The organism is Kutzneria sp. NPDC052558 (assembly GCF_044547355.1).
In the GTDB taxonomy this organism is placed as follows: Bacteria; Actinomycetota; Actinomycetes; order Mycobacteriales; family Pseudonocardiaceae; genus Kutzneria.
The window spans coordinates 243,822-264,188 of record NZ_JBIUAG010000002.1 but is presented as its reverse complement, the minus strand read 5'-3'; the positions used below and the strand labels follow the sequence as shown (position 1 = coordinate 264,188).

The window sequence follows — 20,367 nt, the reverse complement described above, 5'->3', positions numbered from 1 at the left end:
TTTCGCCAGCTCAGTGCCCACGACCGATGGCAAGAGGGTTCCCCCGTGTTGACGATGCAGGACGCGTTGCTCGCGTTGCAGAAGTACTGGACCGATCGGGGCTGCATGGTCGTGCAGCCGTTCAACACCGAGGTCGGGGCCGGTACCGCCAACCCTGCCACGGCGTTGCGGGTGCTCGGCCCGGAGCCGTGGCATGTCGGCTACGTCGAGCCGAGCGTGCGGCCCGACGACGCCCGGTACGGCGAGAACCCGAACCGGTTGCAGACCCACACCCAGTTCCAGGTGATCCTCAAGCCGGACCCGGGCAACCCCCAGGAGCTCTACCTGGGCAGCCTGGAGGTGCTGGGCATCGACATCGACGCCCACGACATCCGCTTCGTCGAGGACAACTGGGCCTCGCCGGCCCTGGGCGCCTGGGGCCTGGGCTGGGAGGTCTGGCTGGACGGGCTGGAGATCACCCAGTTCACCTACTTCCAGCAGGCCGGCGGCATGACGCTGGACCCGGTGTCGGTGGAGATCACCTACGGCATCGAGCGCATCCTGATGGCGCTTCAGGGCGTCGGCCACTTCAAGGACATCGCGTACGCGCCGGGCATCTCCTACGGCGAGGTGTTCGGCCAGTCCGAGTACGAGATGAGCCGCTACTACCTCGACGACGCCGACATCCAGGTCAACCAGCGGCTGTTCGACGAGTACGCCACCGAGGCCCGTCGCATGATCGACGAGCGGCTGCCGGTGCCGGCCTACGTGTACGTGCTCAAGTGCAGCCACGCGTTCAACGTGCTGGACGCCCGGGGCGCGATCAGCACCACCGAGCGTGCCAAGGCCTTCGGCCAGATGCGCACGCTGACCAGGCAGGCCGCCCAGCTGTGGGCGGAGCGCCGCGAGGAGATGGGTTATCCGCTCGGCGTCGTCGAGCCGCCGGCCGCCGCCCAGCTGCCGGCCGAGCTGCCGACGGTGACCGAGCCGGCGACGCTGCTGTTCGAGATCGGCGTCGAGGAGCTGCCGCACAGCGAGGTCGTGCGTAGCGCCGAGGCGGTTCGCGAGGCGTTGGCCACGAAGCTCGACGGCACCCGGCTTGGCCACGGCGACATCACCGTGCACGCCACCCCACGCCGCCTCGTGCTGTTGGTCGACGACGTCCAGCCGCGCGAGCCGGACGCCGAGCGCACGGTCCGTGGGCCGCGGGCGACGGCCGCGTTCGACGCCGACGGCAACCCGACCAAGGCCGCCCAGGGCTTCGCCCGCGGGCAGGGCATCGCGCCCGAGCAGCTGCTCCGCATCGACGTGGACGGGGTCGAGCACGTCGGCGTCGTCAAGACTGACGTCGGCCGAGGCGCCGTCGAGGTGCTCAGCGAGCTGCTCGGCCAGATCGTCACCGAGCTGCGGGCCGACAAGAACATGCGCTGGCGGGACGCCGGCCTGTCGTTCACCCGCCCGGTCCGCTGGCTGGTCGCGCTGCTCGGCGAGACCGTGGTGCCGATCGCCGTGTCCTCGCTGGCCAGCAGCCGCTACACCCGAGTGCACCGGACCGCGACGGAGCCGGAGGTCGAGGTCGCCTCGGCCGATGGATACGCCGACTTCCTCGCCGGCCACGACATCGTGCTGGCCGGTGCCGACCGTCGCGAGCAGATCGTCGCCCGCACGTCCGAGCTGGTCGCAGCGGTCGACGGCGCCGTCGACTTCGAGGGCGAGGCCGCCCTGCTCGACGAGGTCACCAACCTCGTCGAGCAGCCGAACCCGATTCTCGGCTCGTTCGCCGCCGAATACCTTGAGCTCCCGGGCCAGATCCTGACCACGGTCATGCGCAAGCACCAGCGCTACCTGCCGGTTCGCAACCAGGACGGCCAACTGCTGCCGCACTTCGTCACCGTCGCCAACGGCTCGTGCGACGTCGACCTGGTGCGTGCCGGCAACGAGTCGGTGCTGCGGGCCCGGTACGAGGACGCCGCGTTCTTCTGGCGTGCCGATCAGAAAAAGACGCCCGAGCAGCACAAGGCCGGCCTGGCCAAGCTGACCTTCGAGGAGCGGCTGGGCTCGGTCGCCGACCGCGCCCAGCGCATCGCCGGCACCGCCGCCGACCTGGCCGACCTCGTGGGCCTCGCCGCCGCCGAGCGGGCGACGCTGGACCGCGCCGGTCAGCTGGCCAAGTTCGATCTGGCCACCCAGATGGTGATCGAGCTGTCCAGCCTGGCCGGCACCATGGCCCGCGAGTACGCGCTGCGGGCCGGCGAGCCCGCCGAGGTGGCGCAAGCGCTTGCGGAGATGGAGCAGCCGCGGTCCGCCGGCGGTGCGCTGCCGGTCAGCGTGCCCGGCGCGCTGCTGGCCTTGGCCGACCGACTCGACCTGCTCGCCGGGCTGTTCGCCATCGGGGCCAACCCGACCGGCAGCTCCGACCCGTTCGCGCTGCGCCGCGCCACCCTGGGCGTCGTCAGCATCCTGCGGGCGTTCCCGCGGCTCAAGGCCGTCACGCTGAGCAGCGGCCTGGCCGCCGCGGCCAAGCGGGTCAGCGCGCAGGGCGTGGAGGTGCCGGAGAAGGCGCTCGCCGACGCCCAGGAGTTCGCCGTTCGCCGTTACGAGCAGCAGCTGCTGGACGCCGGTCACGAACACCGGCTGGTGCAGGCCGTGCTGCCGCTCGCCGACACCCCGGCCGACGCGGACGCCGCCCTGGCCGAACTGGAGCGGCTCGGCGACGACGCCGACTTCGCCGCACTGGCCGCCGCGCTCCAGCGCGTCCGCCGGATCGTGCCGGCCGGCACCGAGCCCGGCTACGACCCGGCGCGGCTGGTCGAGCCAGCCGAGATCGCCCTGCACGAGACCGTGGACAAGGTCGCCGTCCAGTTCGGCGCCGACACCACCGGTCTCGCCGAGTTCGTCGGCATCGCCGGCCCGCTGACCGGTCCCGTCAACGCGTTCTTCGACGACGTGCTCGTGATGGCCGAGGACCCCGAGCTCCGCAAGGCCCGCCTTGGCCTGCTGGCGACGATCAACTCCCTCGCCGACGGCGTCCTCGACTGGCGCGCCCTCTGAGGTGACACCGACCGCGGCGGCCCCGTCTCATTCCTGAGGCGGGGCCGCCGCGGCTTTGTCGACGCGCCATGATCACGGTGCGGGGGTCTGGTCCCGTCCGGCCGCGGTGGCCGTCGACGGGTCGTCGTCCCGCCCGTGACGAGCGGCGTTGATGATCCCTCTGATCACTGACTGGACCCGGTCGACCATGGTCTCCGGATCCGGCTGGCCGACGTCCAGCCAGGCCATGATCGTCTCGATCAGCACCACTGGAATGCTGTCGGCGGCCCACCTGGCCCACGCGGGGTTCCCGATGCGGTCGGCGATCTGCTCGTAGGTCGCGTCGGCCATGCCGCGGCGGACCATCTCCGCGATCCCGTTAAACTCGGGCTCGCGGGCGGCATGCCGGTACAGCAGCTGGAACCCGTCCGGCTCGGCCGCGGCCGTGGCGATGAAGGACTCCAGCGTCGCGATCGAGATCTGGTCCTTCGTCGCCGCCTGGATGATGTCGCCGATCCGGGCCAGGGCCTGCTCGTACAGGTCCCGCTTCGAGTCGAAGTGCCGGTACACGATCATCCGGCTGATGCCCGCCTCGCGGGCCACGTCGTCGAGGCTCGTCGCGGCGAACCCGGCCCGCGCGAACGCCGTGGTCGCCGCGACCAGGATCTGCTCCCGCCGCTGCGCTCTGGGCAGTCGTTCGCTGCGCTGTTCCGTCACGCGCACTGTCCTACCAGGCCACATATGTTGACAGACGTGTGTATATTTCAAAGTATACATTGCTGGGGAGGGGAACCCGATGTCCGGTTTGCCACAACTGCCGTTCGCTCAGACCGCCGTTCTCAACCCGCCGCCGGCGATGCTGGCGTTGCAGGCCGAGGGGCCGATCGTGCGGGTGCTCACGCAGACCGGCGACGAAGCCTGGCTCGTCACCCGCTACGAGGAGGTCCGCGAGCTGTTCGCCGACCCGCGGCTGGGCCGGTCGCACCCGAACCCGGACCAGGCCGCCCGGGTGTCGAACTCCGTCCTGATGGGCACCGCGGTCGCCGACGACAACGAAGACCAGAACCACGCCATGATGCGGGCGATGCTCATGCCGGCGTTCTCGCCGCGGCGGATGCGGGCGATGCGGCCGCACATCCAGCAGATCATCGACACGATCATCGACGACATGCTCGCCGACGGCGGCCCGGACGACCTGCACGAACGCCTGTCCATGCCGCTGCCGGTGCTGGTCATCTGCGCCCTGCTCGGCGTGCCGTACGAGGATCGGGACGACTTCCGCGCCTGGTCCAATGCCCTCGGCGACACCGTCGACGGCGCTCGCTCGGCCGACGGGTGGAACAGCCTCACCACATATATGCAGGGCCTCATCCAGCGGAAGCGGTCCGAGCCCGGCGACGACCTGATCAGCGACCTGATCGCCGAATACGGCGACCGCGTCGGCGACGAGGAGTTGGCGATGCTGAGCAGCGGCCTGCTGTTCGCCGGTCACGAGACCACCATGGTGCGGATCGACATCGGCACCGTCCTGTTCCTGATCAACCCGGACCAGCGCGCGGCGTTCCTCCAGGACGACAAGCTCGCGTCGGCGGCCGTCGAGGAGATTCTGCGCCGCAGCGTGAGCGGCGGTGGCGGTTTGCTTCGCTACGCCCGCGAGGACATGGACATCGCCGGCACCAAGGTCCACGCCGGTGAAGCGGTGCTCCTCGCCGCCGGCGCGGCCAACCACGACGAACGGGCCTTCACCGACGCGGTGCAGTTCGAAATCGCCCGGCCGACCAACCAGCACCTCTCCTTCGGGCACGGCGCGCGCTACTGCATCGGCGCGAACCTCGCCCGCGTCGAACTCCAGATCGTGTTCGAAACCCTTCTCCGCCGCATGCCGACCCTGCGGCTCACGGTTCCCGTCGAAGACCTCCAGTTGCGCGTCAACCAGCTGGGCGGCGGTCTTGTCTCGGTGCCGGTCACTTGGTGACCGCCGTCGGCCGTGTCGAGTTCGCCGATGACGACGAACTCGTGCGGTCGTCCGATTGACGGTGAAATCGGGCGTCGTCGACGAACGCCAGGCCGTCGACGGAGTCGAGATTTTCGACGGAGTTGAGAGCGTCGACCAACCGGAGGGCATCGACGAACCTGAGGGGTGTTCGTCGCGGCCGAGGTGATCGGCGAAACGCAGGACTCCGGCGAAACAGGGGACGGCGGTGGAACCAGGCTTTCGGGCGCAGTCGAGTAGTGCGACGAACTTGAGGAGTCCGGCGAAGCTGGGGACTTCGGCGAACCTGAGGAGTTCGCGAAGCCGGGGAGTTCAGCGAACTTGGTGAGCTCGACGAAACGGGGGATTTAGGCGGACTTGGGAAGTTCGACGAACTTGAGGAGTCCGGCGGAGTCGAGGAGCTCGGTGAACTTGAGGGCTTCGGCGAACCTGGGGAGTTCGGCGGAGTCGGGAGGTCCGGCGAACTGGGGGAGTTCGGCGGAGGTAGGCGAGTCCGGTGGTCAGGGGGACTGAGGGGGACTCGACCGGGTGGGACTCGGCTGGGCAGGATCTGGCTGGGCAGGATCTGGCTGGGTGGGGGCGAGGGCGGCGCGGACGATCTCGAGGAGATCGTCGGGGGAGAGGCCGAGGTCGGCGGTGGCGGCGGCGAACTGGTGGGCGGCCTGCTGGGCGCGCAGGAGGCTGTGTTCGCCGGCGGCGCTGACGAAGGTGCCGGCGCGGCCGCGAGTCTGGACGAGGCCGGCCTCCTCCAGCTCGCGGTAGGCGCGGGCGACGGTGTTCACGGCGAGGCCGAGGTCGGCGGCGAGCTGACGGACGGTGGGCAGGCGGGTGCCGACAGCCAGCCGACGGTCGGCGATCTGGCGGGCGAACTGGGACTTGACCTGCTCGTACGGCGGAACGGGTGAGGCGGTGTCGAGCTGGATCACCGGGCCACCGGCACCTTGGGGGTGAGCGGCTCGTGGGCCATCGCGAAAACCGAGATCACAACCGAAACGGTTGTGTACACAGTTAACAACCACATCGAGGAGGGTGAGGCCATCGTCACGACGGCGAGCAGCACGGGGTAGGCGAGGGCGGCGTGCCGGGCGTCGTTGACACGCAGCAGGTCGTCGGCCTGCAACGAGCCGTGGTCGACGGCGATGGGGGCCCGGGTCAGGGCGCTGCGCAGCGAGACGAAGGCGAGGGCGGCGAGCACGGCGACGCCGACGAGGAAAACGACGGACTGGGCGAAGTCGACGCCGGAGAGCAGACCGGCGAAACCGAGCAGTGCGGCGCCGACGTAGGAGACGGCGAGCAGGATGCGGGTGCGCCGGCCGACGACGGCGGCGAAGTCGACGGGCTCGTGACGGTCGACGTGCTCACGCTGCCGGGCGGCGACCCGGGCGTCGCCGTGCCGCTGGACGAGCAGCGCGATGCCGGCGGCGAAGGCGACCAGCACGGTCAGCAGCACCGGCCAGAGCAGTGCGTCCGAGTCGAGCAGGAACTGGGCGACCCGCAGGACGAGCACCACGGCGACCAGACCGGCGCCGAGGTACACGGCCCGCCGGCGCACCAGCAGCCGCGCGAGCAGCAGGCTGTACGGGCCCAGGTCCATGCCGCGATAGCGCTGCGTCCACGAGTCGACGTATCCCACGGAGCTCCTCGACATTGAGTGCGACCGGAATGACATGTGACTGTGATCACCGTATCCGACCGGCGGCCCCGCGTCGCCCTCCGGACGGAGGGCAATACACCCGACGTCAAGTCGGGAATCCACTCGAATGTCTCAGGTGATCTCCAGCACACCGGCCGGGTCGAGCGGGATCTGCCGCAGCACGAGCCGGCTGCGCAGCTCACGGACCCCGTGCTCGCGCTTGAGCCGCTCGATCAGCTCCTCGAATTCGGCGGTGTCGGCGCAGGCCATCCGCAGCTGGTAGTCGTAGTCCCCGGTGACGTGGGCGGCCGAGAAGACCTGCGGAAACGTGCGCAGGCCGCGCTCGAACTCCTCGCCGGACACGCCGTCCCGCAGCCGCACCTCGGTGACGAGCACCAGCGGCCGGCCGAGGGCGGCGAAGTCCAGGTCGGCGCGATAGCCGCGCAGGATCCCGGACCGGCGCAGCCGCCGCACCCGGTCGGCGACGGCGTTGGCGCTCAGCCGGACGGCGCGGCCCAGCTCCTGGTAGGTGATCCGACCGTCGTGCAGGAGCACGGCGAGGATCTCCCGGTCGACAGCGTCCACTGTGACTTCCGAAGTCATATGCCCACTGTACTGAGAACATCGCAGCAAAAGCGGCCATAGAGCCGCGATTTTCGCGACAAACGCGGCGAAAGAACTGAGAGGGTCGAGGTCATGGGCCAAGACCTGCTCAAACTCCTGCTGACGCCCTCCCTGATCATCGCCGCGACCCTCCTCCAACGCCGCTGGGCGACGCTGTTCGGCGGCCGCCTGGTCGGACTGCCGCTCACCGCCGCCTCCTCGCTCGCCCTGCTGACCCTCCGGGAAGGCGAGAACTTCGCCGTGCAGACGGCGATCGCGACCCTGTCGGGGCAGCTCGCGATCGCCGCCTTCTGTCTCGGCTACGCCCGCACGGCGCTCACCCATCGCTGGCCGATCGCCCTGGCGGTCGCCGTCTGCTGCTACGTCGTCGCGGCGCGAGCCCTGAGCCTGTACGACTTTTCCCTGCCAGAGCTGGAATTCCTGGTGCCGACGGGACTGGCGGCGACGCTGGCGGCCTGGCCGGCGCTGACGCCGCGAGAGGTCCTGCCGATGCCGTGGGAACTGCCGGCGCGCATCGTCGTCGCCACCGTCATGACCACGCTGGTGCTCGCCTGCGCCACCCTGCTGGGGTCGAGAACGATCGGCCTGCTGGCCTCTTTCCCTTTGTTCGCGGCATTGTTCGCCGCCTACCGGCAGGAGAGCGCCGGCGGCCCGGCGTCGGTCATCTCGCTGCGTGGCGTCGTGGTCGGCGCCTTCACGTCGTCGGTGTTCTTCCTCACGATCGCGAGCACCCTTCCGAATCTGGGCGCCCTCGCCGCGTTCGCGCTTGCCGTCACAGCAACGGTGTTCGCGCACATCGCCGTCAACCTATTCATCCATGGATCGAATCCGATCGGTTCCTGTATTGGACGCATGAACGAGCGGCAACTAGCTTCCCGAACATGACCGTCACCCGAGCGCCCGAGAATCAGACACATCGCCGTGGCAGCAAGGGATTCCGGCGAATCAACCTGGCGCTGTTCGCCGCCGGCCTGGCCACCTTCATGGTGCTCTACTGCGTGCAGCCGCTGCTCCCGGAGTTCGCGCACGACTTCCGGCTCACGCCGGCCGGGGCCAGCCTGGCGATCTCGGTCGCCACCGGCGCGCTCGCGCTGTCCATCGTGCCGCTGAGCATGCTTTCCGAGCGCTGGGGTCGAATGCCGCTGATGAGGGCCTCGCTGTTCGCCACCGCACTGCTCCAGATCGCGGTGGCGGTCAGCCCGAACTTCGAGGTCCTGCTGGTGTTCCGGGCGTTGCAGGGCATCGCGGTGGCCGGCCTGCCGGCGGCTGCGATGGCCTACCTCGCCGAGGAGGTGCACCGAGGATCGCTCGGCTTCGCGGTCGGCCTCTACATCGGCGGCAACAGCATCGGCGGCATGGCCGGACGGGTGATCACCGGCCTGGTCACCGATCTCGGCGGCTGGCGCTGGGCGGTCGGCGTGATCGGCGCCGCCTCGCTGGCCTGCGCGCTGCTGTTCCGCGCGGTGATGCCGGCGTCGGCGAACTTCCGCCCCAAGCCGATCAGACTGGGCACCCTGGGCGCCTGCTTCCGCGACAGCGGCCTGCTCCGGCTCTACCTGATCGGCATGCTGCTGATGGGCAGCTTCATCGTCATCTACAACTACCTCGGCTTCCGGCTCATGGCCGCCCCGTTCGGCCTGTCGCAGGCGATCGTCGGCCTGATCTCGATCGCCTACCTCGCGGGCACGGTCAGCTCCCCGGTCGCCGGTCGGCTCGTCGACCGCTACAGCCGACGGCAGGTGCTGTGGGGGACGGCATTGGTCAGCCTCGCCGGGCTCGGCCTGATGTTGTCCGACGACCTCGTGCTCGTGGTGATCGGGCTGCTTCTCGTCACCGCGGGCTTTTTCGCCGGCCACACCGTCGCCACCGGCTGGGTCAGCGCCCGCGCCGCGCACCCGGGGCAGGCGTCGGCCACCTACCAGCTGTGCTACTACCTCGCCAGCAGCGTCGGCGGATCGGTCGGCGGGATCGTTTTCGCCGACGACGGCTGGGTCGGCGTCACAGTGTTCACGGCCGCGTTGACGCTGGGCATGCTGGCGCTCGGCCTGAGCCTGCGCAAGCTGGCCCCGGCCGCCCGCCGGCTGACGCCGGTCACGACGTGATCAGGGGGCCGATGTCCTCGGGGCTGCCGGGCTCGCCGAGCGCGACGCCCTGACCGGCGTCCACGCCGATCTCCCGCAGCCACGCCACATCGTCCAGGGTGTCCACGTTCTCGGCGATCACCTGCATGCCCATCTGGTGCGCGAGCGACACGGTGTTCCAGGCGACCGTCGCCGGGATCGTGTCCCGCTCGCCGTTGACCTGCGTCACCGCCAGACCCCGGCTCTTGAGCACGGTCAGTGGCCGCGCCGCCAGGCATTCCGCCTGGTGACCGTCGAAGCCGGAGATGCTGAACGTGATGCCGCGCTCGGCCAGCAGGCTCATGTCCTCCTCCTGCTCGTCGCCGTCGCAATCGATCGCTTCCGGCTCCAGCTCCAGCCGCAGCAGGGCGCCGTCGAGCCCGCTGTCGGCCAGCGCCCGCAACACGTTCGGCAGGAAGTCGGGGTCGCGGGCCTGCCTCGGCGGCATCTTCACGTGCACGACCGGGGCGCGCTCGCCGAACGCCAGCTGCCACTGGCGGGCCTGCCGGCACACCTCCAGCAGCAGCCACTCGGACAGCTTCATCACCAGGCCGGTCCGCTCGGCCAGGGCCAGGAACTCGGCCGGCGCCAGCAGCCCGTGCTCGGGGTGGTCCCACGCCAGCTGCGCCTCCACGGCCACCAGCCGGTTGTCGCCGAGCGAGCGGATCGGTTGGTACACAACGGTGAACTCGCCGTTGTCGAGGGCGACCGGCATGGTCAGCGCCAGCTGCAGCTGGGCCCGGTCGCGGTCGCAGCGCTGCTGGTCGAACAGCGCCCACTGCGCCTTGCCGCCTTCTTTGGCCCAGTGCAGCGCCATCGTGGCGTCCCGCAGCAGCTCCGCCGGCTGCTCCCGGCCCACGCGGCGTTCCACGATGCCGGCGCTGGCGTGCACGGACAGCCGGTGCCCGAGCACCGTCACCGGATCGTTGATCAGCCGCAGCGCCTCCTCGACCAGTGGCGTCACCGTCCGGGTGCCCTCCGACTCCTCGATGAGCAGCGCGAACTCGTCGCCGCCGAGCCGGGCGGCCAGCATCTTGTTGTCCTCGGCGTGGTACCGGAGCTTGGTGCCGAGCTTGAGCAGCACCTCGTCGCCGACCTCGGGGCCGAGCCCGTCGTTGATCGTGGCGAAGCCGTCGATGCCGAACACGCACAGCGCGACCCGGCTCGGCCGGTCGGCCCGGCCCAGCACGCTGTCCAACCGGGCCATGAACGCCGTCCTGGTCGGCAGGCCGGTCAGCGGGTCCTGCATGCCGAGCGTGGCCATCGCCTGGTTCGCGTAGTGCAGCTCGGTGGCGTCCTCGACCATCGCCACCTGGTAGGTCGCGGCGCCGGTGGAGTCCCGCACCGCGGACACGGTGACATTGGCCCACAGCACGTCGCCGTCCTTCTTCAGCAGCCGCTGCCGGCTGCGGAACGAGGGGTACTCGCCGCGGAAGAGCCGGTCGTAGCGCTGGAGGGTGTCGGGGATGTCGTCCGGGTGCAGGATGTCCGCGCCGGTCAGCGCGTTCAGCTCCTCACGGCTGTAGCCCAGCAGCTCCTGCAACGCCTGGTTGGACTCGAGGATGTTGGAGTCGAAGTCGCCGATGGCCAACCCGATCGGCGCGGAGTCGAACACGGCCAGGAAGCGCGACTCGCTGTCCTGCAGGCGTCGCTGCGCCACGTCGGTGGCCAGCCACATCGCCTGCTTGATGACCTCCTGCTCCTCGAAGGTGCGTTCGCGCAGCGCCTCCGAGTAGCCGGTGCTCAGCCGGCCCAGCAGCTGCACCACCCGGTCCAGCAGCCGGCGGTCCTCGGCCGACATCCCGGCCGGCAGCACCAGGCCGGTACCCAGCAGTTGCAGCGTGCGGCCGAGCGCCTCCGGGGCGGTGAAGTGGGCGCCCACCAACCGGGCCCCGACCTCGATCGCCGGCTCGGGGTCGAACGGCTCGCTGAGCAGCGCCTTGAGCAGGGAGCCGGACAGGTCGAGCAGGAAGTCCTCGATCTCCCGCCGGGACATCGGGACATAGCTGGTGTCGATGATCGCCGCGGCCCAGTCCTCGGCGAACTCGCGCAGTTCGGCGCTTCGACCGTCCTCGGTCATCGCCACCTCGCTCGCTCCGGGATCCCGGCCGGTAAGTGTATTCGGCATCGGCTACGGCTTCGCTGCCACCACTCCGTAGACGAGCGACCTCTCCGGGTGACGACCGACGTCGGCGGTGGAGTCCGGTCGCCACAGCGGCAGGTGCACGACGCCGGGCGGCACCGGCTCGAAGCCGGCCAGGATGCGCAGCAGATCATCGGCCCCGCGCAGGTGCAGCGGCTCCATGGCGTCCTGCACGATCTCGCCGACGGCCTCGGCGTCGGCCAGCAGCTCGCCGTGCGCGCCGGTGAAGCTCGGGTGGGACACCGCGACGTAACTGCCGGGAGCCAGCGCGTCCCGGTACCGGCCCACCAGCCGCGCCGGGTCGTCACTGTCCGGCACGAAGTGCATCATCAGCAGCACCAGCACAGCCACGGGCCGATCGAAGTCGATCAGCGACCGGACCGCGGGCGCCCGCAACACCTGCTCGGGCGACCGGAAGTCGGCCAGCGCCGCCGCGGCCAGCTTGTTGTCCTTGAGCACGGGCTCCGCGTAGGCGATGGCGATCGGGTCGTTGTCCACGTACACGACGCGGCACTCCGGGTCGAGGGCCTGCGCGACCTGGTGCACGTTGCCCACCGACGGGATGCCGGCGCCGATGTCCAGGAACTGGGTGACGCCCTGGGCGACCAGGAAGGTCACCACCCGGCGCAGGAAGCTGCGGTTGAGCCGGACGGTCTCCTTGACCTGCGGCATCAGGGCGACGAGCCGTTTGGCCATCTCCCGGTCGGCCGCGGTGTTGCAGCCGCCGCCGAGCAGGTAGTCGTACATGCGCGCGCCGTTGGGCCGGCTGAGGTCGATCTGCTTGGGCGTCCAGCTCGATCTGTCCAGCATCGGCACGTCAGCGCTTCCTCGCGACCACGCCGTACATGGCCGCCTCCTCGGGATGGTCCGCGTCCTCGGGGGACTCCGGCCGCCAGCGTGGCACATGCACGATGCCCGGATCCAGGGGGTCGAACCCGTCGATCAGGCGGGCGATGTCGGCCTCGCCGCGCAGCGTGATCGGAGTGCGGTTGGCCGCGTACAGGTCGTACACGGCGAGGATGTGGTCGGAGACGGCCTCGTGCGTGGAATGCGAGAGCGCCACGTAGCTGCCCTCCGGCAGCGCCTCCCGGTACACCGACATCAGCTCCGCGGGGTCGTCCTCGTCCGGGACGTGGTGCAGCAGCGCGAACAGCAGCAGGCCGACCGGCTGGTCGAAGTCGATCAGGTGCTGCACCTCGGGCGAGGCCAGCACGGCGCCCGGCCGGCAGAAGTCCTCGTGCACGACGGCGGCGAAGTCGTTGTCCTGCAACAGGAGTTCACTGTGGAACACGGCGGTCGGCTCACGGTCGACGTACACCACGCGGCACCGCGGGTCGCGCGCCTGCGCCACCTCGTGCACGTTGCCGGCGGTCGGGATGCCGGAGCCGATGTCGATGAACTGGTGGACGCCCAGGTCGACCAGGTGGCGCACGGCGCGGCGCAGGAACGCCCGGTTGGCCCGGGTCAGGTACCCCACCTCGGGCATCGCCTTGATGACTTCGCGCGCCATCTCCCGGTCGGCGGCCGAGTTGGTGGCCCCGCCGAGCAGGTAGTCGTAGATCCGCGCGGCGTTGGGGGTGTCGAGGTCTATGTAGGTGTGAGCCCAGCTCGTGTGGTCAAGCACGGCGCACCTCGTGGGTCCGGTGCTGCGAACGGCGCGCACCCTGGGTTCTCGGTGGTAGCCCTGGGGAGTGTAGTGACCGGGGTGGGGACGTCTACCTACCTTGAGGTAAAACCCCGTCCACTCGGGCAGACCCGCTTCGCTGCGTTGCCGTTACGGCGTCCGATCGGGTGATGTTGGGCGCACGAAGCACCGTGAACAGGAGGCCGGCCGCGACACCGGCTGTGATCGACACCAGCGCGCGGTCCAGGTCGATCGGCAGCGCCACGACGCTGGTGGAGCTCCACCAGACCGGCAGGTCCTGAAGCAGGGCGACGGCGCCCAGGCCGACCGCCGCCAGCGCGGCGAACCACCGCCCGGTGCTCCGATTCAGGCCCAGCAGCACCACCGCGGCCGCCCCGATCAGCCAGGCCAGCGCGATCGGCAGGTACTCGTGCTGGATGACAGTCCACAGATTCTCCGCCTGGCGACCAAGAATCGTCGCAATTCCGTGGGTGGCGCTCGCCGCGACCAGCACGGCCGTCGCGGCGGCCGGCGGACGGTGGCCGCGGACCAGGCCCAGCAGGGCCGTCGCGATCGCCAGCGAGACCGCTACCAGGATCCACGGCAGCGGCGACGGCCCCGGAACCCAGCGCAACTCACCCCGGGCCTGATAGGTCCTGCCGTCCGAGACCAGGTCCACCTGCCAGGCCCGGATCAGGTGCTCGTGATCCGGATCGGCGAGAACCTGCGACGGAAGTGTTGCGTCGCCCCAGTGCGCGTAGTGATCGTGCCACTGCACCGCGGGGTCGGTGGAGATACGCTGCCAGCGCGGAGCCGCCGTCGCGTCACCGGATGACTTGTCCGGATCCTCGCTGATGTCGCCGGACGGCGTCGCCTCGGCCGGCAGCGCCGCGTTGACCGCCGCGCCGTCCGGCCCGAGCTGGTAGCGCTGGGCCCCGTCGGGGTCGAGAACCACGACATCCGTTCGAGTGGAATTGCGCAACCACACCGCTTCGCCGTTCTGCAACACCCGGAACTCGACCCCTGGCGGCAGGCTGGAGTCGATCATGGCGCTGCGCAGGTCGCCGACCCGGTCCGGCGGGGTGTGCGCGTCGGCGTCGTGCGCCGAGGCCGGCGCGGCCAGCGCCAGCATCAGCAGGGCGACCAGAACGAGCTGGCGGGCCACTTCGTCAGCCTCCCAACGGGTTGAAGCCGGCCGGCAGCTCCAGCCGGTGCGCGCTCATGAAGCCGGCGTCGGACAGGATCTCCCGGATCGGGCCGTCCGCGACGACCTGGCCGTGGTCCAGCACCACGGCCCGCTGGCACAGCTCCAGCGCGTACGGCAGGTCGTGGGTGACCAGCAACGTGGTCATGCCGAGCCTTTTGACCAGATCCGCGAACTCCCGGCGGGCGGCCGGGTCCAAATTGGACGATGGCTCGTCGAGCACCAGGACCTCCGGGTGCATGGCCAGCACCGTCGCCACCGCGGCCCGGCGGCGCTGGCCGAGCGAGAGCCGATGCGGGGGGCGGTCGGCCAGATCGGCCAGGCCCACATAGGACAGTGCCTCGGTGACGCGGGCGTTGAGCTCGTCGCCCTTGAGGCCCAGATGGGCCGGGCCGAACGCCACGTCCCGACCGACCGTCGGCGTGAACAACTGGTCGTCGGGATCCTGGAAGACCACGCCGACCTTGCGGCGGACCTCCTTGAGCGTCTTCGGCCCGACCGTGGTGCCGCTGATCAGCACCTCGCCGGCGTTGGGCGCGAGGACGCCGTTGAGCTGGAGCACCAGGCTGGTCTTGCCGGCGCCGTTCGGGCCGAGCAGCGCGACCCGTTCGCCGCGGTGGATCGTGAGATCCACAGTGGACAGTGCCGATGTGCCGTCGGGGTAGTCGAAGCTGACGCCGCGCATCTCGATCGCCGGCTGCTCGTCGGAGGCCGTCGCCGAGGGCATGAACCGGCCCCGGCGCACCTCGACCGTCGGCGCGGGGGCCGGCGTGCGGATCGCCCTGCGGGCCTTCCGCTTGCCTCGGGCCGGCTCGTCGCCGTGCGGGGTAAGGGAAATCGGCAGGCCGACCTTGTCCTCGTAACCGGGCAGCTGCACCCGGTACGTGCACAGGTCGCAGTTCATCCGGACATCGCCGTGCAACGCCTCGCGGTAGCGTTCGAGAACGATCCGGGCCAGGCGGGGATCGGGGCCGAGATGCGCGCCGCCGCGGACCGTGATCTCCGGGTGCTGCGCCGCCCATTCGCCGGCCTGCTGATGGATTCGCGGCACCAACAGGCCCGTGAACAGGAAGAACGGGCTGACCACGATCGTGGTCGCGCCCAGCAGCCGGCAGCGTTCCATCGCCTCGGCGACGTTCGGGCGGGCGACTGAGACGAAGCCCGGCTCGATCGTGCCGAGGCCGCGCTTGTCGGCCAGCAGCCGGCCGACCTTCCACAGGTCCGAGCAGGCGTCCGGGTCGGACGAGCCGCGGCCGATCAGCGCCACGCCCAGCTTCTCCGGATCCGCGTCGCCGGCCGCGTCGCGGATGCGTTCCTCGGCGACCGCCAGGATCGTCGGCTCGATGCCGAGGTCCCGGGCCAGTCTGAAGTGGACAGTCGGGTGCCGGAGGCGGGCGCGGGCCATCGCCGCCGGGCCGTCGTTCTTGAGGTGGCCGGCCGCCAGCAGGACCAGCGGCACCACCACGACCTCGTGCGCGCCGTCCGCGACCAGGCGATCGATCGCCTCGTCCACGCCCGGCTCGGCCAGTTCCACGAAGCCGCAACCGATCCGGAGCTCCGGCGCGCTGCGCTTCACCGTCTCCGCGAGCGCCCAGTACTCGTCGACGCCGTCCGCGTCGCGGCTGCCGTGGCCCAGCAGCACCATCGCCGGCGCGGTCACGCCGTCGCCCACGCGGTCGCCATCAGTGTGGCGAAGGCCGCCGGCGGGGCGAATGCCATCAGCCACGCCGTTCTCGTCGCCGGCTCGCCGGTCAGCGTTGTCGGCAGCGACCCGTCGTAACCGCGCGACGCCATGGCCAGGTAGACCCGCTCGCCGCGCTCGAACGCCCGCACGAACAACGCTCCCACACACACCGCCGTGTCCCTCGCCTGCCAAAGCCAGCGCGGATCCCCGCCCCGGCAGGCACGGGCCGTGCGCAGGCGGTTGAGCTCCGAGTTGAGCACCTCGACGTACCGGATCATGAACGACGCCACTGCCGTGAAGATCTTCGGCACCCTCAGCCGTTCGAGGCCGGTGATCACCTCCGGCAGCGGTGTCGTGGCCGCGAGCACCCCCGTAGCCAGCAGGCCGAAGCTCGCCTTCAGCACGATCGCCGCCCCCGACTCGAGGCCGGCGATCGACAACGGGACGCCCAGGACGTGGACCTCCGGGCCCGTCGCGAGGAACGGCAGCAGCACCACGAAGAACACGAACGGGATCTCCACCACCAGCCGCCGCAACAACGTCCCCGCCGGAATCTGGGCAACTGCGGCCGCTGCCGCCAGCACCAGGCCGTACCCGATGTAGGGCCAGAAGACGTCACGGGGAGTGCAGGCCACCACCAGGATGCACAACGCCGTCGCCGCCACCTTGCACTGCGGCGCCGCCCGGTGCAGCGGCGTGTCCGCCGGAATCAGCAGGTCCGCGCCCGGATTATGGGCGGCTCCGCTCACCTCGGCACCTCGCTGGCGCTCGGCGTCCCTGCTCTTGGACGCACAGCGACCGGTTCGCTCGCACGCTCGCCAGCACCCAGTGCCCGCGCTCGCTCTGTGTTGGACGGCTCGCTCGTAGGCGTGCTTACCCGCCGCGTCTGGCTAGCGCCCGGTGATCGCGTTAGCGGTACGTTGAAGGATTCGCTGGCACGGCCACTCATGCGCTCGCCCTGCTCAAATGCCGGCCCACTCGCACCAGGTCCGGTCGCAGCCGCAGCAGCGCCGCCACGATCAGTCCGGTCACCAGGCCCTCGAACACTGCGATCACCGAGTACGTGCCGATCGTCGTCACCGCCACCGTTCCTGCCGGCACGGCGGTGGCGCCGCCGATGGCGTACTCCAGGCTGTAGAGCACTGAGCCCGCCACCACCGACACGAAGCCCGCCACCCCGCAGCTGACCGCCACCCAGGTTTTCGTGCAGGGAAGGAGTTTGCGCAGGCCCAGGATCAGCGGGTAGCCGACGACTGCCGGGATCAGCGCCATGTTGACCGCGTTCACCCCCAGCGCCGTCACGCCTCCGTCGCCCGCGAACAGCGCCTGCACCACCAGGACCACCGAGATCACCACCGGTCCCAGCCAGGGGCCCAACAGCGCCACCGCCAGCGTGCCGCCCAGCAGATGGCCGCCCGTGCCCACGCCGATCGGGAAGATCGGGGCCTCCAACACCAGGAAGAACGCCGCCGCCAAGCCGGCCAGCGGAATGTCCCGGTCCCGCAGCGACGGCCCCAGGTTCCGGCTGCACACCGCCAGCCCGGCCACCGCCACCGCGCCGCCCGCGATGGAGACCGGCGCGTTCACGAAGCCGTCAGGAATGTGCATGGGATCCCTCCACCGGTCCGTTCGCTCCGCTGTCGGCTGCCTGCGCGCCCCCGCCGGCCAACAGGTCGAGGGCGGCGACCGGGCCGATCACGAAGGTGACCGGCGGCCGCATGCGGGGATTCGGCAGGCAGGCGAGGGTGCCGAGCTCGGTCCGTTGGTGCGGACGGCTGGCGGCGCTGATCGCGGCGACCGGGGTCTCCGGCGCCAGACCGCCGGCCATCAGCTTCGCGGCGATGTCCCGCAATGCGGACCGGCCGGTGAGCACGACGACGGTGCCCCCTACCCGGGCGACGGCGTCCCAGTCGATGTGCTGGTGGTACTCGGGGTCGTCGTTGCCGGCGATGACCGTCAACGTCGTGGCGACCTGGCGGACCATCACCGGGATGCCGGCGAGCGCCGGGGCGGCGATCGCGGCGGAGATGCCGGGCACGACATCGAACGGCACGCCGGCGGCCGCCAGCGCGACGGCCTCTTCGCCGCCGCGGGAGACCACGAACGCGTCGCCGGCCTTCAGCCGGACCACGTCTCGGCCGGCCCGCCCGAGTTCGACGAGAAGCTCGTTCACGTCGGCCTGCGGCCACGCCGGTCGACTTCCTGCTTTTCCGACGCAATGCACGATTTCGACGGAATCCGCGATCGCGACGATGTCGGCCATCGACGGCCGGTCGTAGACGACGACTTCGGCGGACTTGAGCAGTTCGACCGCACGGCAGGTGAGCAGACCGGGATCACCGGGACCGGCGCCCACCAGGTGCACGGTCACCCGGCGCCCCGTTCAGCCACGGTCCGGTCGGCCGCGGTCCGGTCGGCCGCGGCCCGGTCGGCGGAATCCTGGTCGTCCGCGCCTCCTCGTGCCGCGCCCTTGCCGGCTGCCGACCGCGGAGTCACCAGCCAGTCGCCGAACCGCCGGGTGGTCGACGACCCGACCAGCACGGTGGTGGTCATGCCGACCTTGTCGCAGTCGAGGTCGGCGAGCGTGGTGAGCTCGACGCGCTGCCCGTCGCGGGCGATGTCGGCGACGAGGGCGACCGGTGTGGCCGGCGCGCGTCGTTCGAGCAGGACCTGACGAGCCCGGTCGAGCTGCCACGGCCGGCCCTTGGACCGGGGGTTGTAGAGCGCGATAGCCAGGTCGGCGTCGGCGACGGCGCGGAGCCGACGCTCCACTTCCTCCCAAGGAGTCAGCAGGTCGGACAGCGTCAGACAGGCGAAGTCGTGGGCAAGCGGGGCGCCGACGAGCGCGGAGGCGGCGAGCGCCGCGGTGACGCCGGGCAGCACGCGAACCTCAGGACGGACGGTTTCCTCGATTTCGGACGCCTTGCTCAAGGCCAACGTCGCCATGCCGTACACACCGGCGTCGCCCGACGACACGAGCACGACTCGCCGGCCGGCGGCGGCGTCGTCGACGGCCTGCTCGGCTCGCAATCTCTCCTCGGTCATGCGACCGCGGACGACGAACTGGTCCGGCCGGAGGATGTCGTCGCACACCTCTATATAGGCGGAGTAGCCGTAGACGGCCTCGGCGTCGGCGATCGCCTCGGTCGCGGCCGGCGTGCGGTGTCGTGCGTCGCCGGGACCGAGACCGACGATGGTGAGCACGCCGGTCATGGCAGCCTCCGCTTCTCCACCGGAATCGGCCGACCCTCCGTGGTGCCCTCGACCGACCGTCGTCGGCAGCCGTGCGAGTAGGCCGGGTCGTACAGCCTCGTGCGCTGGACCTCGCGGTCGTCGCGGAGCGCTTCGCCGACGAGCACCAACGCGGCCGTCCGGATGCCGGACGCCCGCAGGTCGGCGGCGAGCTCGCCGACGGTCGTGCTGACGATCCGCTCGTCCGGCCAGGTCGCCTTGGCGACGACGACCGCCGGAGTGTCGGGGGAGTAGCCGTCGCCGTCGGCGAGCAGCTCGGCCTGCAACTGCTCGGGACGCTGCGTCGAGAGGTAAACGGCCATCGTCGTGCGATGAGACGCGAACGAGGCGACCGTCTCGCTGTCCGGCATCGACGCGGCCGTCCGCCCCCCGGCGAGGCGTGTTAACACGATTGACTGCGCAATCGTCGGTGAAGTCAGTTCACAACCAACGGCCGCCGCGGCGGCGCCGAGCGATCCGACGCCCGGCACGATCTCGTACGGCCGACCGGTCCGCCGGCACCATTCGATCTGTTCGCCGATCGCGCCGTAGACGGTCGGATCGCCGGAATGCAGCCGGACGACGGCGGCGTGCGGATGGTCGGCGTAGACCTTGAGCACGTCCTCCAGCGTCATGCCGGCGGAGTCGTGCCGCTCGGCTGCCGGATTCGCGTGCGCCAGCACCTCGGCCGGCACCAGCGACGACGCCCACACCACGACGTCGGCCCTGGCCAGTCGGTCGGCACCGCGGAAGGTCATCAGGTCAGCCGCGCCGGGACCGGCGCCGACAAAAGAGATCAGCCCGGGTGAGATCACCGCGGGGACCGCCCGGGGCGCAGCCCGCTGCCAGCCATCACATCCTCCGTGCGACGCGTGTCGGTCGCGTGGCCGGTCTCCTGGCTCCCGGATCGCCGCCGTCGCCGCGCCTTCCCGGGCGGCACGCCGCCCAGTGGCTGTAGCTCTGCGGGACAACTCCCCGGTCACAGTGGCGGGACCGCGCCGGATTCACACCGGCTTCCCGTAACCACGCTCGCGGAGCAGGTTAACTGACGCGTCGGCGCGCCGACACCGCCGACTACGGTGTGAAACGACCCAGCAGAGGG

At 70.8% G+C, this 20,367-nt stretch carries 18 protein-coding genes and 1 riboswitch; of the genes, 4 read left to right on the top strand and 14 right to left on the bottom strand.

Features of this window, described 5'->3' with window-relative positions; all coding sequences use genetic code 11:
- Positions 1 to 54: 54 nt before the first annotated feature.
- Positions 55 to 3,030, top strand: a complete 2,976-nt coding sequence (locus ACIG5F_RS04190; protein WP_396516372.1) for a glycine--tRNA ligase — start codon at positions 55 to 57, stop codon at positions 3,028 to 3,030.
- A 72-nt stretch (positions 3,031 to 3,102) separates the two neighbouring features.
- Here the strand turns inward: ACIG5F_RS04190 and ACIG5F_RS04185 are convergent, their stop codons facing one another.
- Complete coding sequence (locus tag ACIG5F_RS04185) at positions 3,103 to 3,726, bottom strand: TetR/AcrR family transcriptional regulator (protein WP_396515917.1); 624 nt, start codon at positions 3,724 to 3,726, stop codon at positions 3,103 to 3,105.
- Positions 3,727 to 3,805: 79 nt separating this feature from the next.
- On the opposite strand from ACIG5F_RS04185, the gene ACIG5F_RS04180 reads away from it, so the two are divergent.
- Complete coding sequence (locus ACIG5F_RS04180; protein ID WP_396515916.1) at positions 3,806 to 4,984, top strand: cytochrome P450; 1,179 nt, start codon at positions 3,806 to 3,808, stop codon at positions 4,982 to 4,984.
- A gap of 518 nt (positions 4,985 to 5,502) precedes the next feature.
- On the opposite strand, the gene ACIG5F_RS04175 is transcribed toward ACIG5F_RS04180, so the two are convergent.
- From ACIG5F_RS04175 to ACIG5F_RS04165, 3 genes are all read right to left on the bottom strand, one after another.
- A complete protein-coding gene (locus tag ACIG5F_RS04175; protein ID WP_396515915.1) occupies positions 5,503 to 5,928 on the bottom strand; it encodes a GntR family transcriptional regulator in 426 nt (141 codons plus the stop codon).
- Positions 5,925 to 6,635 (bottom strand): hypothetical protein, encoded by a 711-nt coding sequence (locus ACIG5F_RS04170; protein ID WP_396515914.1) that lies wholly within the window; start codon positions 6,633 to 6,635, stop codon positions 5,925 to 5,927. Before ACIG5F_RS04170 ends, ACIG5F_RS04175 begins: the two co-directional genes overlap by 4 nt.
- Positions 6,636 to 6,767: 132 nt before the next feature.
- Positions 6,768 to 7,238, bottom strand: coding sequence for an Lrp/AsnC family transcriptional regulator (locus ACIG5F_RS04165; protein ID WP_396515913.1), 471 nt, complete (start codon positions 7,236 to 7,238; stop codon positions 6,768 to 6,770).
- A gap of 93 nt (positions 7,239 to 7,331) precedes the next feature.
- Between ACIG5F_RS04165 and ACIG5F_RS04160 the strand changes: the two genes are divergently transcribed.
- A complete protein-coding gene (locus ACIG5F_RS04160) occupies positions 7,332 to 8,144 on the top strand; it encodes a hypothetical protein (protein WP_396515912.1) in 813 nt (270 codons plus the stop codon).
- Positions 8,141 to 9,361, top strand: a complete 1,221-nt coding sequence (locus ACIG5F_RS04155) for an MFS transporter (protein WP_396515911.1) — start codon at positions 8,141 to 8,143, stop codon at positions 9,359 to 9,361. Before ACIG5F_RS04160 ends, ACIG5F_RS04155 begins: the two co-directional genes overlap by 4 nt.
- Here the strand turns inward: ACIG5F_RS04155 and ACIG5F_RS04150 are convergent.
- The 10 genes from ACIG5F_RS04150 to cobM all read right to left on the bottom strand — a co-directional run bounded on the left by ACIG5F_RS04150 (position 9,351) and on the right by cobM (position 20,080).
- Positions 9,351 to 11,459 carry a putative bifunctional diguanylate cyclase/phosphodiesterase gene (locus ACIG5F_RS04150; RefSeq protein ID WP_396515910.1) on the bottom strand — a complete coding sequence of 703 codons (2,109 nt, stop codon included), beginning with the start codon at positions 11,457 to 11,459 and terminating at the stop codon, positions 9,351 to 9,353. The genes ACIG5F_RS04155 and ACIG5F_RS04150 overlap by 11 nt on opposite strands.
- Before the next feature lie 51 nt (positions 11,460 to 11,510).
- Entirely contained in the window at positions 11,511 to 12,332 is an 822-nt protein-coding gene (locus tag ACIG5F_RS04145) for an SAM-dependent methyltransferase (RefSeq protein WP_396516371.1), read from the bottom strand.
- A gap of 7 nt (positions 12,333 to 12,339) precedes the next feature.
- On the bottom strand, positions 12,340 to 13,146 hold the full coding sequence (locus tag ACIG5F_RS04140; protein WP_396515909.1) for an SAM-dependent methyltransferase: 807 nt from the start codon (positions 13,144 to 13,146) through the stop codon (positions 12,340 to 12,342).
- Between the two features lie 91 nt (positions 13,147 to 13,237).
- Positions 13,238 to 14,311 (bottom strand): hypothetical protein, encoded by a 1,074-nt coding sequence (locus tag ACIG5F_RS04135; protein ID WP_396515908.1) that lies wholly within the window; start codon positions 14,309 to 14,311, stop codon positions 13,238 to 13,240.
- A gap of 4 nt (positions 14,312 to 14,315) precedes the next feature.
- Positions 14,316 to 16,076, bottom strand: coding sequence for a CbiX/SirB N-terminal domain-containing protein (locus tag ACIG5F_RS04130; protein ID WP_396515907.1), 1,761 nt, complete (start codon positions 16,074 to 16,076; stop codon positions 14,316 to 14,318).
- Positions 16,007 to 16,783, bottom strand: a complete 777-nt coding sequence (cbiQ, locus tag ACIG5F_RS04125) for a cobalt ECF transporter T component CbiQ (RefSeq protein ID WP_396515906.1) — start codon at positions 16,781 to 16,783, stop codon at positions 16,007 to 16,009. The genes ACIG5F_RS04130 and cbiQ overlap by 70 nt, the downstream gene beginning before the upstream one ends.
- Before the next feature lie 196 nt (positions 16,784 to 16,979).
- Positions 16,980 to 17,642 (bottom strand): energy-coupling factor ABC transporter permease, encoded by a 663-nt coding sequence (locus ACIG5F_RS04120; RefSeq protein ID WP_396515905.1) that lies wholly within the window; start codon positions 17,640 to 17,642, stop codon positions 16,980 to 16,982.
- Complete coding sequence (cobA, locus tag ACIG5F_RS04115) at positions 17,629 to 18,405, bottom strand: uroporphyrinogen-III C-methyltransferase (protein ID WP_396515904.1); 777 nt, start codon at positions 18,403 to 18,405, stop codon at positions 17,629 to 17,631. The genes ACIG5F_RS04120 and cobA overlap by 14 nt, the downstream gene beginning before the upstream one ends.
- A complete protein-coding gene (cobJ, locus tag ACIG5F_RS04110; RefSeq protein ID WP_396515903.1) occupies positions 18,402 to 19,247 on the bottom strand; it encodes a precorrin-3B C(17)-methyltransferase in 846 nt (281 codons plus the stop codon). The genes cobA and cobJ overlap by 4 nt, the downstream gene beginning before the upstream one ends.
- Positions 19,244 to 20,080 (bottom strand): precorrin-4 C(11)-methyltransferase, encoded by an 837-nt coding sequence (cobM, locus tag ACIG5F_RS04105; protein ID WP_396515902.1) that lies wholly within the window; start codon positions 20,078 to 20,080, stop codon positions 19,244 to 19,246. Before cobM ends, cobJ begins: the two co-directional genes overlap by 4 nt.
- Positions 20,081 to 20,132: 52 nt before the next feature.
- Positions 20,133 to 20,308, bottom strand: a riboswitch (cobalamin riboswitch).
- Positions 20,309 to 20,367: the final 59 nt, after the last annotated feature.

Excerpts from the sequence above, each read along its gene's own strand:
- cobJ (WP_396515903.1), bottom strand. The coding sequence starts at position 19,247 with ATGACCGGCGTGCTCACCATCGTCGGTCTCGGTCCCGGCGACGCACGA.
- ACIG5F_RS04165 (WP_396515913.1), bottom strand. The coding sequence starts at position 7,238 with ATGACTTCGGAAGTCACAGTGGACGCTGTCGACCGGGAGATCCTCGCC.
- ACIG5F_RS04145 (WP_396516371.1), bottom strand. The coding sequence starts at position 12,332 with ATGCTGGACAGATCGAGCTGGACGCCCAAGCAGATCGACCTCAGCCGG.
- ACIG5F_RS04160 (WP_396515912.1), top strand. The coding sequence starts at position 7,332 with ATGGGCCAAGACCTGCTCAAACTCCTGCTGACGCCCTCCCTGATCATC.
- ACIG5F_RS04180 (WP_396515916.1), top strand. The coding sequence starts at position 3,806 with ATGTCCGGTTTGCCACAACTGCCGTTCGCTCAGACCGCCGTTCTCAAC.
- ACIG5F_RS04120 (WP_396515905.1), bottom strand. The coding sequence starts at position 17,642 with ATGCACATTCCTGACGGCTTCGTGAACGCGCCGGTCTCCATCGCGGGC.
- ACIG5F_RS04150 (WP_396515910.1), bottom strand. The coding sequence starts at position 11,459 with ATGACCGAGGACGGTCGAAGCGCCGAACTGCGCGAGTTCGCCGAGGAC.
- ACIG5F_RS04155 (WP_396515911.1), top strand. The coding sequence starts at position 8,141 with ATGACCGTCACCCGAGCGCCCGAGAATCAGACACATCGCCGTGGCAGC.
- ACIG5F_RS04190 (WP_396516372.1), top strand. The coding sequence starts at position 55 with ATGCAGGACGCGTTGCTCGCGTTGCAGAAGTACTGGACCGATCGGGGC.